This is a genomic window from Acinetobacter sp. SCLZS86, from assembly GCF_021560715.1.
GTDB classification, from domain to species: Bacteria; Pseudomonadota; Gammaproteobacteria; order Pseudomonadales; family Moraxellaceae; genus Acinetobacter; species Acinetobacter towneri_A.
Genome location: NZ_CP090869.1, coordinates 14,217 through 28,348, shown reverse-complemented (window position 1 = coordinate 28,348; position 14,132 = coordinate 14,217). Strand labels below are relative to the sequence as shown.

Below are 14,132 nucleotides of genomic sequence, written 5' to 3'. Positions count from 1 at the left end.
TTTTTCCTGTAGGTTGGTAGCGTTCAAAATAAGAATTTCTATTATTCAGGTTACGATAACTTTTCTGATTTATATTTTTCTTTATAGCCCACTTTTAACAAATCAGAATAATACTTTTTTACCTTTTCAGGGTCGAGAAGTTCAAGTGAAATCCTTTCTTTAAACGCTTCGATCTCCTCGCCTACATTGGCATATTTTCCCCCGAATTCGGGATATTTGATAAGGTCACACAATTTTTGAGCGAAAAATATAGATTGTTTTGGTGTCAACTGATATGTCGGTTCCAGTACCTTATCACTAACAATTAAGGAAGCTTTTTGATTAAAAGAAAATTCGATATGTGTAATTGTTCTTCCTTCTTTTTTCTGCTCGTAACTAACGTCAATATCAGTAAGTTTATTAATTTGATCTATGGCAACCGTCAATACACGCTTTTTGAAATCACCCATGGTTTTATATTCATTTTCAAGTAGACCTAACTTATCACGCAATTCAACCATACTAATATATAGCTTACCTTTGCTACGCCATCTAATCAAAAGTTCATACAGCCGTATAGCGTATACGCTAGATAATTGAGAAATTTGCTTTAATTCATAACGGGTAAATTTTTCTTCAAGTTTTACAAAAAGCTGTAAAATATCAGGAGCAAAAATTAGTTGAGCGCATGCAGCTTCTTTAACATAGCCAACTTTTGATACCCAACGGCTTTTGTAGACCGCTTGCTTACCTGTAACAGGATCTATGGCCTTATAGGTGAGTCTACGTTCAAACAAGTTATCACACGCTCCCTGAAGAGCCTCATAGGCCGCTTGACGACCCAAATTAAAGTGCTTCATGTATTCAGATGCATGTATTGTTAGCAAGGTATCCGATGTAAGCTCTTTTTCAATTTCCCTAGCTGCAATAATCGCAACTAAAATTAAGCGTTGTTCAGACAAAGTCAACGCATAAGATGCTTCAATCAAGTTATTATCTTTATAAATTAGATTTGCCATATTGTGATTAGAGAAACAAATATCATTAATTGACATTAACACTTAATGACCATTAATGGAATATCTATAAACATCTTGCGAAAGTATGGGTAATACCCTAATTTTTGAATTGGCTAAGACCTTATTAAATGTAGCTTTAAGATGTTTAAATTTTGACCAACGCAAGAAGTCTTATCTATATCAGGAAAATGTCCATTTATGTCAGGAAAACGTCTATTTAAATAAAGGAAAATGTCCACTTATTGTCAGGAAAACGTCTATTTAAATAAAGGAAAATGTCCACTTATTGTCAGGAAAACGTCCATATGAATCCTCTGAGAACTAGACTACATAAGGCATACAAAGGTTCTATAAATATAAATTTAAAAATATATATAAAATTAAAAAAGAGCATTACTTGTGGATAACTTTATTTTTTAACTTTATTTTTCACAATAGTTGATTCAGGAGATTGAAACTTGTACATTGTTTTTAACGAAATTACGTAACTTACATAACTTATGATTATTTTAGTAGGTGGTGAAAAAGGCGGAGCTGGTAAAAGCTGCCTTGCACAAAACTTAGCGGTTTATTTACAAAAAAAGAATAGAGATGTTCTGCTTCTAGATGCAGATCCTCAAGGTACAACAACTGACTGGATTAAAGAACGTGATGAGAATGAGGATTTGAAAAATATCCCATCTGTACAAGCTTCAGGCAATATTCGTCAAGTTTTAAAAGATTTATCAAAAAGATATGAAGATATTATCATTGATGCTGGTGGGCAAGATTCAGAAGCATTGCGCTCTGCTATGACTATAGCAACACATATGCTATTGCCTTTTAGACCTAAACGTAGAGATCTAAAGACTTTGGATCATATGGAACAAGTATTAAAACTGGCACGAGCAGTGAATCCAGATTTGAATGCCAGAGCAATCATTACACAATGCCCAACATTACCGTCACAAGTACAGCGAATTTTAGATGCTAAAGAAGCCTGTGTATCGTTTGGAATAAAAGCCTTAGACCAAATCACGACAAACCGAAATGTTTATGATGATGCAGATGAAAATGGCTTATCTGTTTTTGAAGTAACAAGTGATCCAAAGGCAAAAGCAGAGATTGAAGGGATAGCTCAAGAGTTTTTAGGAGTGTAATTATGGCAGGTCTTAGCGGTTTAAAAAAGAAAACTGACGATCTTTCGGATCAAGATAAACTGGTTGAAAACTTTATATCTGGAGCTGATAAAAGAGTTAAGGACCTAGAAGTTTCACAAAAGAAATTCGTTCGTTGTACCTTTTCTTTAAATCAAGAATTAAGTGAGTTAATCGATGAGTTAATTATCAAAAGTAATAATGCTCGTGTTAACAGATCTAGTATTGTAAGAATAGCTTTAGAATCACTGGCAGAGCAGAATTTAGAAGATTTTAAGCAACTAGTTGATAAAAGTTTTAAATAAAATGAGAAGGGAACAGGTTATTTAATCTATAAGATTAAATAACATAACCTCATAACCTCATAACCTCATAACCTCATAACCTCATAACCTCATAACCTCATAACCTCATAACCTCATAACCTCATAACCTCATAACCTCATAACCTCATAACCTCATAACCTCATAACCTCATAACCTCATAACCTCATAACCTCATAACCTCATAACCTCATAACCTCATAACCTCATAACCTCATAACCTCATAACTTCATAACTTCATAACTTCATAATATATTAAAATTTAATTTTTAGATTTATGCCACTGTTAATTCATGGGCTACCACAACGTATGTTCTTCGTTTTCGCAAGAGATGCGGTGGATGTCTGGTGATTTGTAGTCATAAATTGTAGTCCCCACTTGTTTTTAAGTGGGGACTAAATTAAGGCTTATAGGATGAATTCATAAGGTGTGTTCAGCGGACGCTTACAAAAAAAAAAAACGAAAAAATAGTTAAATTAACTTTTCAGTATTAATTTGACTATTTTTAATTTTAATTGCTATTGAATAAAATTCGATTTAAATACAATTTTTTAGTGATTAAGTCCAACCCAGATATTTCTTTTTTCAAATCACATTTAAACGTAATAATTTTTTTTCCGTGGTCTACAGTGTAGCTAAAAATTAAACCATTATGTACTTTATAGTATTTATTACCGATATACTTGTATCCAAAAAAATGAAATGAAAGAAGAGAGTCACAAAATATTTCTAACATATTAGAATTATTTATATTAATAAAAGAGACAGTAAAGCTATCCGATGAATTGTGAACCAATTTATCAAGAATATTAAGAAGAAATGTATTGTATAGTTGCGAAGATTTCACTATTTAACCTTATTTAGAGCACACGAAAAACACGTAAAAAACGAGTTATCCTTTCATGTCTTTAAATAAGAGTGACTTTCTCCCGCTAGCCTTAATTCTAGCTAACCAACTAGTCTGTTATAAAACTAGGGGGCTATTGATTTTATAACTCAACAAAGATGGAAAATCTAGTTTTTTTTAGAAAATTATTCATTCTTCCTGCATTCTATTTAAGAGTATTAGAAACCAAAATCAAGGCTATCATTTGTATGGTTTAGACTCTTAGAATTTTTGTCTAATGTTGTAGATTTCTCTTTATTGAGGAGGTCTGTTTGATCTTCTATAGTTGGTGATGTTGGAGGCGAATTAGGAATAACAGTCTTGTGCTCATTTATTTGGTGCACAATATTGTGATCTATCTTATCGTTCGCTGAGCTTTCAACTTGACGATCTATTGCTAATGGGTGGTCAAATTCGATTCTTATATTTGTTGCACGTGCAATTTCTTGCACCTGTCTTTTAAAGTCATCTGTACCAGAGACCAATACAACCCCAAATTTATCTCTAGCTAATAATAAGGCATCGTGAATATGGTCAAGCTGTTGGCTGACTACTGTAATATCTAAAGTTTTTTTGCTTTCAAAAAAAGCGACTTTCTCTTGATCGATATAAAATGTTTCTCCAAATCTGTATTCGATACGATATTTTTTAATAGGGGAAGCTGACTGTAAAATTTGATCAGAATCTTTCAATGTTTCTTTTGGCCTCGTGAAGATATTATTCCGCTCTAATTCCTGTTGTTTTTGTAGCTTAGCTTTTCTACTGTATTCGTAAAACTCAAACATCTGTAAGTAATCTAGTTCAGATAAAGATTCTGTCTGTTGATAGGATTTGTTCACTTTATTTTTAGGTATAAGTGTTAGGTCTTTCAAATGTTGCGAAGCATCGTTGGTTATAACAAGGGTATGGCATTTTTCGTTGATCATAGGCTGATGTTGTAAAGAAAAATATAATTGCCAGGTTTGCTCAATGTCATTTGAGTTGAAATATTTTTTATTTAATTTTGAAGCTTGTGTATAGATCAGGTTATGCAGTCTTTGGATCAAGATACTCTGATCGTCTTGATTAAGCTGAGGCAATTGATGCTTTTGAATACATGTTGCTAAAATAGATGTGAGCTGGCTCAGTTTGATGCCACAACAGTTCAGAAGTAAACCAGTTTTGATCAGTGCTGTGCTTTTGCATTCGCCTGTTGTCTTAAAATGTTGATAGAGTTGCTTGAAGCCAATTTGGAGTTGCTCTAATGATAATTCTGAGAGAGCAGGCAGAGTTCTACTTTTGTTTGTATCTTGAATTTCATTGGATTTATGTTGGGACAGCATCTTAAATAAGTTTTTAAAATCTGATGATCCTCGAACTGATACTTCATGCTCGGGATGTAAATTCTTTAAACATTGCTGTAATCGGGTGATTGAATAATTACTAAAGACCAGAATTCCATATCTATTTTGAATCCCAATAGGCTCTTTATGATCTTCTGAATCAAACAGTATTTTGGCAGTCTTGATATCTGGATCTTCTTGATAAATAAAATTCTTAGACTGACGTTGATCAAATAGAAATTGTTGTTGTATCAATATAGGATTAGTTGGTGAAACAAATCTTAAAAAATCAGCATAAGAGGTAATTTGGGTTGAATCAAAGTTTCTAGACAAAAAATTTTGATCAAATAGTTTTTCAGAAGTCTGTTGGCTTAAATTTTGATTTTGGGAAAGAAATACTTTTCTAATTTCAGCTCTGGTGGTCAGTTGTTCTGCCTGATGCTGATAATGCAATAGGGTATAAATGGTATCAGTAGACTGTTCTGGAAATTTCTTTTGATGTTGCTTTAAAAAAGAAGATTTATTGTATTTATAAAGTTCATTCTCGAAGCTGATATCCTGATATTTAGATCGACGATTCTGACTATAAACATCTTTAGTTGATTTCATCTTGAGATAAGCGTCATGAAGCTCCTTAACCAAAAAGTCTTCACTTTGGAATAAATGATAAGCAGAGATCTTTGAGGATTCATGTGGAGTGTGCTGAGCTGTCGCATTCAATTTGGGCTGATAGATTTTGATCTGATCAACGTGATGAGGTGTAAACTCCCCCCAACACTTTTCCAAATTCTTTAAAGTGACTTGTTTATTGCAAAATAAAGAAGCCTTAAACGTCAGAGACTGTTGATCATCAGTTTTTATTTTAAAAATACTACCATTACGTTTTCGCTCATACAAAATTCCTAAACCTGCTAATTGTTGATGCCAGTCCTGCCAACTATTTGCATCGTTTAGGATAGGCTGAATGGTTTTTTCAAGGTCAGCTTGATAGTTGCCTGCAGTCGCAATGTCATTGCGCAACTGACTCTTTTGTTGATGTCGATGTTCTTGATCACGAATCTTTGCACTGATTTTAAATGCATCAGGATTTGATATGTGGTTGATGTTTTTTTCACATTGGCCAGTTTCATGATTATAGATAAACAGAGGATTTGGCTCAGGTTCCCAGCCTTGTTTTGCTTCAATTTCTGCAACAGCTCGATGTACTGCATTTAAGATCCAACCATCTCCGAGATCCACCGCTTGATGTTCATTATGATTATTTTTTCTGTATGGATGGATTCGGTTAATGATCAAATGGAAGTGTACATTGTCTGTATCCATGTGCAATGCATACTGCATTTGTAAGTCATCTGCTTTGAGATGTTTACTTAAAATATCGATTTGTTCTTCTAATTCCTGGGTCGTTGGGACTTCAAATTTTTTAAAACTTCCGACGATATGAACAATTGGGTCATCCACGCGTGTATTCAAACTGGCAGTTTGTGACATTTCAATTTTTTGATACTCAATATTGTCATCCAGAAAGTTACGTGAATTCGAGTAAACACATTTTTCAGAAATGAGCTCATGACTAAAGCTAGCATGCAACTGAGTAATATAGTCACTGAGGTAGTCGATACGCGTTTGATTTGGATTATGTATGTAGTCTGATAAACCGTTGATACGATTTTCAACAGAAGTGCCTAAGGTGTTTGGAATTACTTTAATAATCATGTCTAACGTACCTGGTCATTTAGTCGACGCACAATGATTTTCAACTCATGCACGAGCTCTGTAATGTCACATAATTCTTCGGGGATCAAATCTTTATCTTTGAGTTCAATCAGTATTTTTGGAAGGACAACCCCAAGAATTCTGATCGTATGAATATCACGTTGATCAATCAATTGAGCGTAGTCATCACTTAAAATTTTTTTACGTATGTAGTCAGATTGATTCATCTGTAATGCCTTACAGGCATCTTTGATGAGCTGATGTTCATCTGCAGTTAAACGAACAATGATTTGTTTTTTTCTTAATGCTTTAACTTTCATTTTTTTCTACTGTATGCAAATTGAGACCGAGCGAAGCGAGCTCGAGATTTGTGAATTGGACGATGTGATATACATCGTCCCATCCTGTACTTTTTTAGTGGTGGTCATGGTCAGTGAGTGAATTAACGACGTTAATGAAAATAATGAATGATTTATATTTTTTTTTGAGTGCAAAATGTTACATTTTTCAGTAATTCAAAAATTAGAAATGGGTCAAGTTTTACCATTTCTGTAATAGAATATATTCAGAAAAATTGGCTTATATATTTATTCTTAGGAAAAAACATGATACAAGACCAGAATGTTTCAGAACTTGATATTCAGAATCTAGCTAATAAAAATTTAACATCCTCAACAGAAAATACTTCTGAAACTGTATCGACAAAAGAAGAAAAGCATTCAAAAATTGTTGAGAAAAATCAAAAAATTTATAGTGTCAATGATTCTAAAAAATTTGAAGATATTCTTTTTCGTCATATAGAAAAAATGAATGAAAAGACGATCACACGTAATCAGTTACTTACTCAACACAAGAAAACCTTACTTGAACTCTTCAGTCTCGGTGCAACTGTAGAAGAAGTAGTGACTTTTCTAGAAGAAAATAATTTCACGAGTATTACTGCAGAAAATTTAAATGAATTTTTGAAGAAGAAAAAATAAATTATTGAATGTGAAGTAAGATCAAGTTGATTCGAGTGCATATGAAATTACTTCACACAAAGCAATTGAGCCCATCGAAAGTATGATGTGTGCTTAAAAAACAGGAGGGTTTAACTTGGTAAACTATACATACTCATTAGGAGTTTACCATGAGCAAGAAATAGAAGACTTACACCGCAGAATTTAAAGCTGAAGCCATAAAAGCCATTGAAGAGAACCAAGGTAATGTATCGGAATCCGCTAGACAACTTGGCATTTCAATGCAAACCCTTTCGAACTGGAATAACAAAGCAAAGGCTGGAACTTTAGCAGGCACAAAACAGTATTCGCCCGATCTAAACGCCTTACTCGAAGAAAATAAGAAGCTTAAACAACAGCTCAAAACAGCTGAAATGGAACGTGAATTTTTAAAAAAGGCAGCAGCGTACTTTGCCAAAGAAAGTCAGTGAGGTACGCCTATATGAAATCGCAAAGCCACTTATTTCCGATTATTTTAATGGCTCGATTACTTCGTGTATCCGTTTCTCGCTTTTATGATTGGCTAAAGCGAGGCATGAGTAAAAGATCAATTCAGCGAAATCAGCAGACAATTTTGGTCAAAATAGCCCATGAAGAAACCAAACAAAGCTATGGCTATGTTCGATTAACCAAGCATTTACAAGCGCAAGGTATCAAAATAAGTACGTATGCTGTGCGCCAAATAAAAAAATCAAATCAGTTGTATTGTAAGCGCCATAAGCGTTTCAAAAGAACCACGAACAGTGATCACAACCGTTCTATTTATGACAATTTACTCAAGCAACAGTTTTCAATGACGAAGCCTAATCTTGCGTGGTCGAGTGACATTACCTACATTTGGACGGCTGAGGGCTGGTTGTACTTGGCAGCTGTCAAAGATCTTTACACGAAACAGGTTGTTGGCTATAGCTTAAATGAGCGCATGACAGCCAAGCTTGTTTGTGATGCATTGAATATGGCTATTCGCAATCAGAAACCTGCTAAAGATCTCATTGTACATTCAGATAGAGGCAGCCAATATTGCAGTAATGAATATCGAAACTTACTTGAGAAATTTGATTTTCAGGGTTCAATGAGCAAAAAAGGCGACTGCTTTGATAATGCACCGATAGAGAGTTTCTGGGGCATACTCAAAAATGAACTAGTCCATCATCGCAACTACAAAACAAGGGAAGAAGCCAAAGCGGATATTACAAAATATATAGAGTTATTTTATAATCAGCGAAGAATTCAAAAAGGCTTGGATTTTAAGACACCAAATCAAATGGCAGAAGACTTTTATCGGTTAGCTGCCTAGAATCTCCCAAGTGAAAGTCTCCTGCTAATTCAGCACACATCAGTCTTTCCACAGATGGATAAAAAGTAGGATGTTAAATTGACCAACACCTCTAATAAACACAACTCCTCCTTTAATTATACAAGTAGATTAAGACGTGCACGCCATCGCTTTAGTCTGCTGGCAGATAAGGCAGAAGATGATGAAATCGAGCGTCGTATTCGTGATGGGATTGAGCTATCAGGAGCCATTCCCTGGATTTTAATATTCGCTATTTTTATTGCATCAGTCGGATTAAATATCAATTCAACAGCCGTGGTTATTGGAGCAATGCTAATTTCTCCACTTATGGGACCGATCATGGGGGTGGGGCTGGGTGTAGCAGTTTATGACTTTAAACTGGTAAAACGGGCACTCTTCAACCTAGGTATTGCAACACTGATCAGCTTGGTCGTATCCACTCTATATTTCTCGATATCACCCCTCGATAATGCACAATCTGAACTTTTATCACGAACTAGCCCAACCGTTTGGGATGTGCTCATCGCATTATTTGGTGGATTGGCAGGAATCATTGGGATCACTCGAGAAGAAAAATCAAATGTTATTCCAGGGGTGGCGATTGCTACAGCATTGATGCCACCTGTCTGTACTGCTGGATTTGGTATTGCAACTGGACAGTGGAGCTTTGTTGGTGGTGCACTGTATTTATATACCATTAATTGTGTGTTCATCAGTTTGGCAACTATTATCGGTATCCGGATTTTAAGGTTAAAGCCACATAGTTTTGCTGACGAAAAAGTAGAAAGACGTGTAAAAATATCTTTGCTGATGATCGCAATGGTGACCGCAATTCCAAGTGCCTATCTGGCGACTAAATTAGTTAATGAAGAAGTTTTTAAATCAACTGCCAACAAATTCATTACACAAGAATTTACCTTTAAAGAAACACAAGTCGCCAGTTCAAAAATTGATAGCAAGACACGGACCATTGAGTTGGCTTTAGTCGGTTTGCCCTTAAGTCAGGCGACGTTGCAGAATATTGAAGGGAGACTTGCTGTTGCAAATCTCGAAGGAACTAAAATTATTGTGCATCAAACCAATGATGATAAGGTTGATGTGACTGCCTTAAAATCTGGGGTATTGAGTGATTTGTATCTGAATGGACAAGAAGCCCTGCGCCAAAAGGATGAACAGGTAAAACAATTACAGCAAGAATTAAGGGTGAAAAATGCTTTATTTGCCAATGCAAATGATGTTTTTGCAGAGCTACGTGCACAGCATCCCACTGTAAGCTCTATTTTTCTAGGACAAGGCATTGATTTACCGACTGATCCCAATCAAAAGCAAATACTGCAACTTAGTGTGAGAACATCTGAACCACTATCGAGTGAAGATCAAATTCGCATTGAAAATTGGTTCAAGGTTAGAATGAAGACGGATGCTGTACTATTAGATTTTTTGGTAAATCAAGATATTGTTAATCAAAAAGATAGCAGTTCAAACTAATACTTGTTAATTTGAACTGCTATGTAGATTGTTTAATTACGGACTACATTTAAAAAATACAAGTGGCGTTCGTATTGATCAATAATGTCCTGGAGTAAATCTTCTTGTGTCCATTCCATGACATTGTAGTTTTTCCCCCCTTCTTTTAGAAAAACTTCCGCTTTGTAATATTTCAGAGAGAGGCTACTTTCGTCATCGAGCATAAAACTCGGAGCTCGTGTTTCAGTAGCCACGACTTGATAGATGAAGTTGATTTCATTTTGATGATCTACTTTCAGTAATAGCCCCCCATCAACCTCACGGATTGAAACATCCAGATTCCGGCGCTGAAATTCATGTTTTATGTTCTGAAAAGCCTGATGATCATTCTGATGAATATAGGCTGTTACTTCGGCTTTAGAATGTGGGTAATGCATAATTAAACCTAGACGCTGTTGCCAGCTTCTTGGGTTTTGTATAGCTCGTGGTGTGATCCTAGCACTTTGTAGGGCCTGTACTTTTAAGGGCACTGTTGCAAATAACCACGAATGGTAAGCTGAAGACTGTTTTAGCTAAAGGTGCAGTATATGAATCCTTTCCATGGTCGGCATTTTCAGGGCGAAATCATTCTTTGGGCTGTGCGCTGGTATTGTAAATATGGCATTAGCTATCGTGAACTGCAGGAAATACTGGCCGAACGTGGTGTGAATGTTGATCACACGACGATTTATCGTTGGGTTCAACGTTATGCTCCTGAAATAGAAAAACGTTTACGCTGGTATTGGCGTAATCCTACAGGTCTGAGCTCGTGGCATATTGATGAAACCTATGTAAAAGTGAATGGACGATGGTCTTATCTGTATCGTGCAGTCGATCAACGTGGCGATACCATTGATTTTTATCTTTCTTCTAGACGTAATACCAAATCAGCATATTGTTTTCTTGGAAAAATTTTAAATAATGTGAAGAAGTGGCAAATTCCACAAGTGATCAACACGGATAAAGCGCCCACATATGGACGTGCTTTATCACGGTTAAAACGGGAAGGTAAATGTCCACCAGACCTTGAGCACAGGCAGATTAAGTATAAAAATAACGTGATTGAATGTGATCATGGTAAGCTAAAGCGGATCATCAGGGCCACATTAGGATTCAAATCTATGAAGACGGCTTATGCCACAATTAAAGGTATTGAAGTCATGCGTGCACTACGTAAAGGCCAAGCTTCGTCATTTTATTATGGTCAGCCTCAGGGTGAAGTCTATCTGGTGAATAGAGTTTTCGGTCTCTAAGCACTTTTTAAAGGGAACATCATCGACTCAAATTTCTATTTGCAACAGTGCCATCCGATGTTATTCCTAAGTAGAAATGTCCTACCTAATAACCAAATAGAAATGTCCTATACAGACACTTCCAAGTCAAGCACAGGATTCAGATTTCGTTCTTTGATTACTGTTTTCTGTGCACGTCTGCTCGGCATCTTTTGAGAACGATTGCGTTTGTTTTGCTGTTCTAATTCTTCGTGCTGTTGTTGAATATGATTGAGAACAGCACCTAAACGTTTATTCTCAACAACCTCTCGCTGGTTGAGCTGACTTAATTTATCGAAGATGCTGTAATTGATTTTTCTTCCTTGATGTTCAATGGCTACCGTGCCATCCGGGTATTCCAGAAACTCAAGATACTTGCCGATCAACCTTTTATTTTCTTCGGTATTTTCCAGTAAATATACGCATTTATCATAAGTAATCGTCAGGCTGTTCGTGACTCTGCGGGGTTCACGCCAGGTAAAAACATCATCTAATTCTTCGGCTGTTTCAGTGACAGTCCGGTGTAGATCCTTGGGATTAAAGGCCATATTGGCAAATTTACGATTAAATTGCTCGATAAAGCAGGGCAGCCAGGCATTCGCTTGCTCAATCGAATAGATGCCTTCCAGGCGCATTTCTTTAATCAGACGGTCCTGAAGCGTTCTATTCGCCCGTTCTACACGGCCTTTGGCTTGTGGTGAATTGGCGAAGATGATATCGATATTGAGGGTACTGAGTACGCGTCCAAACTGGGTTGTCAACGGCATTCTAAAATTGACCCCTTTCACCTTACAAATGGCAAAGTAAAATTGACCCCTTTGATCTCGTATTAAATTTCAACCTGGGGCTGAATCCCAATTCTTTTTTTATCCTTCAAACGATAACTCTCACCCGATATTTGTACCACATGACAGTGATGCAATAACCGATCTAACATCGCAGCGGTCAACGTGACATCATCTGCAAAGGATTTGGACCACTGGCTAAAGGGTAAGTTACTCGTCAATATCGTACTGCCTTTTTCATAACGCTTGGCAATCACGTTAAAGAACAGATTCGCTTCTTCACGTCCAAACGGTAAATAACCAATTTCATCGATAATCAGTAACTTTGGTCCCAGTACCGCACGTTGCATATAGGTTTTCAATTTACCTTGCTGATAGGCTGTACTCAGTTGCAGCATGAGATCGGCGGCGGTAATAAACTTGGTTTTGACATTGTTCATGATGGCCTTATAGCCTAATGCCATGGATAAATGCGTTTTCCCTACACCGCTAGCCCCGAGAAACACCACATTTTCTGCTCTAGCAATAAAGCTCAGGTTGAACAACTCGACCACCTGTGATTTGGGAGCACCCAGTGCATAATTAAAATCGTAACCTTCCAGCGTTTTCACTTGAGGCAGGCCTGAGAGTTTCATCAGGACCTGCTGGCTGCGCTGTTGCCTGGCAGCATATTCATGCGTCAAGATCGCTTCAACAAAGTCGGCATAACTTCCATCCTGACCTAATGTTTGTTGTGCATGATGTGACCATTGTGATGCGATGGCAGGCAGATTGAGCTTTTGGCAAAGTTGCTCTATACGGTCGTATTGCAGATTCATCAGGAAACTCCCAGCAACTGGTCATATACCGATAAGGGATGCTGCAAACTCTCGTAGGGCATGACATGCTGTGCTGCTGCAACAGGTACAGTGCTAGAACCTGTATCTGATTGCGGTAATGGCGTAAATTTTTGCTGCTCCTGTTGCAGTCGAACAGCCGGTTTTTCTTGCGTGGTGGCATGAATCCGCTGATTGGCGGTTTCATGCAGCCACCGGCCAATGTGGGCATTGGCGACATCAACATCTAACAGTAAACCCGAAGTCTTCAGGCTTGCTTTCAATGGCACAATAAAGCTTGATTTGAGGTATCCATTAAAGCGTTCAACTTTGCCTTTGGTCTGTGCACGGTAGGGCTTACATACGCGAGGACGAAAGCTGTATTTCTTGGCGCAGTCGAGCAGTTTGGGATTCCATTTATGCTGCCCCTCCTGATAGGCATCCCGTTCAATCATGATCGTTTTAGCGTTATCAAACAGGATTTCTTGAGGTACTCCTGCAAAAAACTGAAATGCATTTTCTAGACCATCGATCCATGCATCGGTACGTTCATGATCATAAAATTTCACGAAAGTCGCTCTGGAATACCCTAATGTTGCGACAAAGGCTTTTAAAGTCGTGCTGTTACGTCGAATCGTGGTGAAATCCACTTGCATTTGTTGGCCAGGTTGGGTTTCAAAACGAATGATCGGTTCCGGTTGAGCAACTGGTTTTAATGTTGCAAGATATTCCCTCAAGATCCTGATCTTTCCTGGATATCCCAACCCTAAAATTTCCTGGTAGAGCACAACAGCAGGAATCCATTCAGGATGAGCTGCGTTTACACGTTGGAGTAAATAGGGTTTATATGGGTCAAGGATACTTATTCTAGGCTGTATACGCTGATACTGAGGTGTGGTGTTTTGCCGTAAATATTTACGTACGGTATTTCTGGACACCCCCAGTTCACGACTAATGGCTTTAATAGATTTACCTTGTTGATGAAGTATTTGGATTGTCACTGCTTGCTCCAAAGTTAACATGTTGAGCAGTCCAAAATGACCGCTATATTAACCAAGGGGGTCAGTTTTTAAATG

The 14,132-nt window shown here is 37.0% G+C and carries 11 protein-coding genes and 2 pseudogenes; 6 read left to right on the top strand and 7 right to left on the bottom strand.

The window, feature by feature from the left end; translation table 11 throughout:
* Positions 1–50: 50 nt before the first annotated feature.
* The gene (gene repM, locus LZP46_RS16090; protein ID WP_214129024.1) at positions 51–998 is read right to left on the bottom strand and encodes a replication initiation protein RepM; all 948 of its coding nucleotides are present in this window, start codon (positions 996–998) and stop codon (positions 51–53) included.
* A 500-nt stretch (positions 999–1,498) separates the two neighbouring features.
* On the opposite strand from repM, the gene LZP46_RS16085 reads away from it, so the two are divergent.
* A complete protein-coding gene (locus LZP46_RS16085) occupies positions 1,499–2,137 on the top strand; it encodes an AAA family ATPase (protein WP_004897614.1) in 639 nt (212 codons plus the stop codon).
* A 2-nt stretch (positions 2,138–2,139) separates the two neighbouring features.
* Positions 2,140–2,439, top strand: coding sequence for a hypothetical protein (locus LZP46_RS16080; RefSeq protein ID WP_004778793.1), 300 nt, complete (start codon positions 2,140–2,142; stop codon positions 2,437–2,439).
* 1,086 nt (positions 2,440–3,525) lie between these two features.
* On the opposite strand, the gene LZP46_RS16075 is transcribed toward LZP46_RS16080, so the two are convergent.
* Together LZP46_RS16075 and LZP46_RS16070 are read right to left on the bottom strand one after the other, a co-directional pair.
* Positions 3,526–6,384: a relaxase/mobilization nuclease domain-containing protein gene (locus tag LZP46_RS16075; protein ID WP_236095289.1), complete on the bottom strand. Its 2,859-nt coding sequence runs from the start codon at positions 6,382–6,384 to the stop codon at positions 3,526–3,528.
* A 2-nt stretch (positions 6,385–6,386) separates the two neighbouring features.
* Positions 6,387–6,704, bottom strand: coding sequence for a plasmid mobilization protein (locus LZP46_RS16070; RefSeq protein ID WP_236095287.1), 318 nt, complete (start codon positions 6,702–6,704; stop codon positions 6,387–6,389).
* 285 nt (positions 6,705–6,989) lie between these two features.
* On the opposite strand from LZP46_RS16070, the gene LZP46_RS16065 reads away from it, so the two are divergent.
* From LZP46_RS16065 to LZP46_RS16055, 3 genes are all read left to right on the top strand, one after another.
* A complete protein-coding gene (locus LZP46_RS16065) occupies positions 6,990–7,364 on the top strand; it encodes a hypothetical protein (RefSeq protein WP_236095286.1) in 375 nt (124 codons plus the stop codon).
* 197 nt (positions 7,365–7,561) lie between these two features.
* Positions 7,562–8,679, top strand: a protein-coding gene (locus tag LZP46_RS16060; protein WP_228134754.1) for an IS3 family transposase whose coding sequence is annotated in 2 segments (ribosomal slippage) — positions 7,562–7,772 and positions 7,772–8,679 — 1,119 coding nt in all. Because the reading frame shifts where the segments join, the coding sequence is not laid out codon by codon here.
* Between the two features lie 78 nt (positions 8,680–8,757).
* A complete protein-coding gene (locus LZP46_RS16055) occupies positions 8,758–10,167 on the top strand; it encodes a TIGR00341 family protein (RefSeq protein ID WP_004871243.1) in 1,410 nt (469 codons plus the stop codon).
* A gap of 32 nt (positions 10,168–10,199) precedes the next feature.
* Here the strand turns inward: LZP46_RS16055 and LZP46_RS16050 are convergent.
* A pseudogene (locus LZP46_RS16050) lies at positions 10,200–10,667 on the bottom strand (choline transporter); the annotation flags it as partial.
* Positions 10,668–10,733: 66 nt separating this feature from the next.
* On the opposite strand from LZP46_RS16050, the gene LZP46_RS16045 reads away from it, so the two are divergent.
* Positions 10,734–11,438 (top strand): IS6-like element IS1006 family transposase, encoded by a 705-nt coding sequence (locus LZP46_RS16045; protein ID WP_236095285.1) that lies wholly within the window; start codon positions 10,734–10,736, stop codon positions 11,436–11,438.
* A 107-nt stretch (positions 11,439–11,545) separates the two neighbouring features.
* On the opposite strand, the pseudogene LZP46_RS16040 reads toward LZP46_RS16045, so the two are convergent.
* From LZP46_RS16040 to istA, 3 genes and pseudogenes are all read right to left on the bottom strand, one after another.
* A pseudogene (locus LZP46_RS16040) lies at positions 11,546–12,211 on the bottom strand (ISNCY family transposase); the annotation flags it as partial.
* A 74-nt stretch (positions 12,212–12,285) separates the two neighbouring features.
* Positions 12,286–13,059 (bottom strand): IS21-like element ISAba8 family helper ATPase IstB, encoded by a 774-nt coding sequence (gene istB / locus LZP46_RS16035; RefSeq protein WP_096902795.1) that lies wholly within the window; start codon positions 13,057–13,059, stop codon positions 12,286–12,288.
* The gene (gene istA / locus LZP46_RS16030; protein WP_019383901.1) at positions 13,059–14,078 is read right to left on the bottom strand and encodes an IS21-like element ISAba8 family transposase; all 1,020 of its coding nucleotides are present in this window, start codon (positions 14,076–14,078) and stop codon (positions 13,059–13,061) included. The genes istB and istA overlap by 1 nt, the downstream gene beginning before the upstream one ends.
* Between the last annotated feature and the right edge of the window lie 54 nt (positions 14,079–14,132).

Excerpts from the sequence above, each read along its gene's own strand:
- repM (WP_214129024.1), bottom strand. The coding sequence starts at position 998 with ATGGCAAATCTAATTTATAAAGATAATAACTTGATTGAAGCATCTTAT.
- LZP46_RS16085 (WP_004897614.1), top strand. The coding sequence starts at position 1,499 with ATGATTATTTTAGTAGGTGGTGAAAAAGGCGGAGCTGGTAAAAGCTGC.
- LZP46_RS16080 (WP_004778793.1), top strand. The coding sequence starts at position 2,140 with ATGGCAGGTCTTAGCGGTTTAAAAAAGAAAACTGACGATCTTTCGGAT.
- LZP46_RS16075 (WP_236095289.1), bottom strand. The coding sequence starts at position 6,384 with ATGATTATTAAAGTAATTCCAAACACCTTAGGCACTTCTGTTGAAAAT.
- LZP46_RS16070 (WP_236095287.1), bottom strand. The coding sequence starts at position 6,704 with ATGAAAGTTAAAGCATTAAGAAAAAAACAAATCATTGTTCGTTTAACT.
- LZP46_RS16065 (WP_236095286.1), top strand. The coding sequence starts at position 6,990 with ATGATACAAGACCAGAATGTTTCAGAACTTGATATTCAGAATCTAGCT.
- LZP46_RS16045 (WP_236095285.1), top strand. The coding sequence starts at position 10,734 with ATGAATCCTTTCCATGGTCGGCATTTTCAGGGCGAAATCATTCTTTGG.
- istB (WP_096902795.1), bottom strand. The coding sequence starts at position 13,059 with ATGAATCTGCAATACGACCGTATAGAGCAACTTTGCCAAAAGCTCAAT.
- istA (WP_019383901.1), bottom strand. The coding sequence starts at position 14,078 with ATGTTAACTTTGGAGCAAGCAGTGACAATCCAAATACTTCATCAACAA.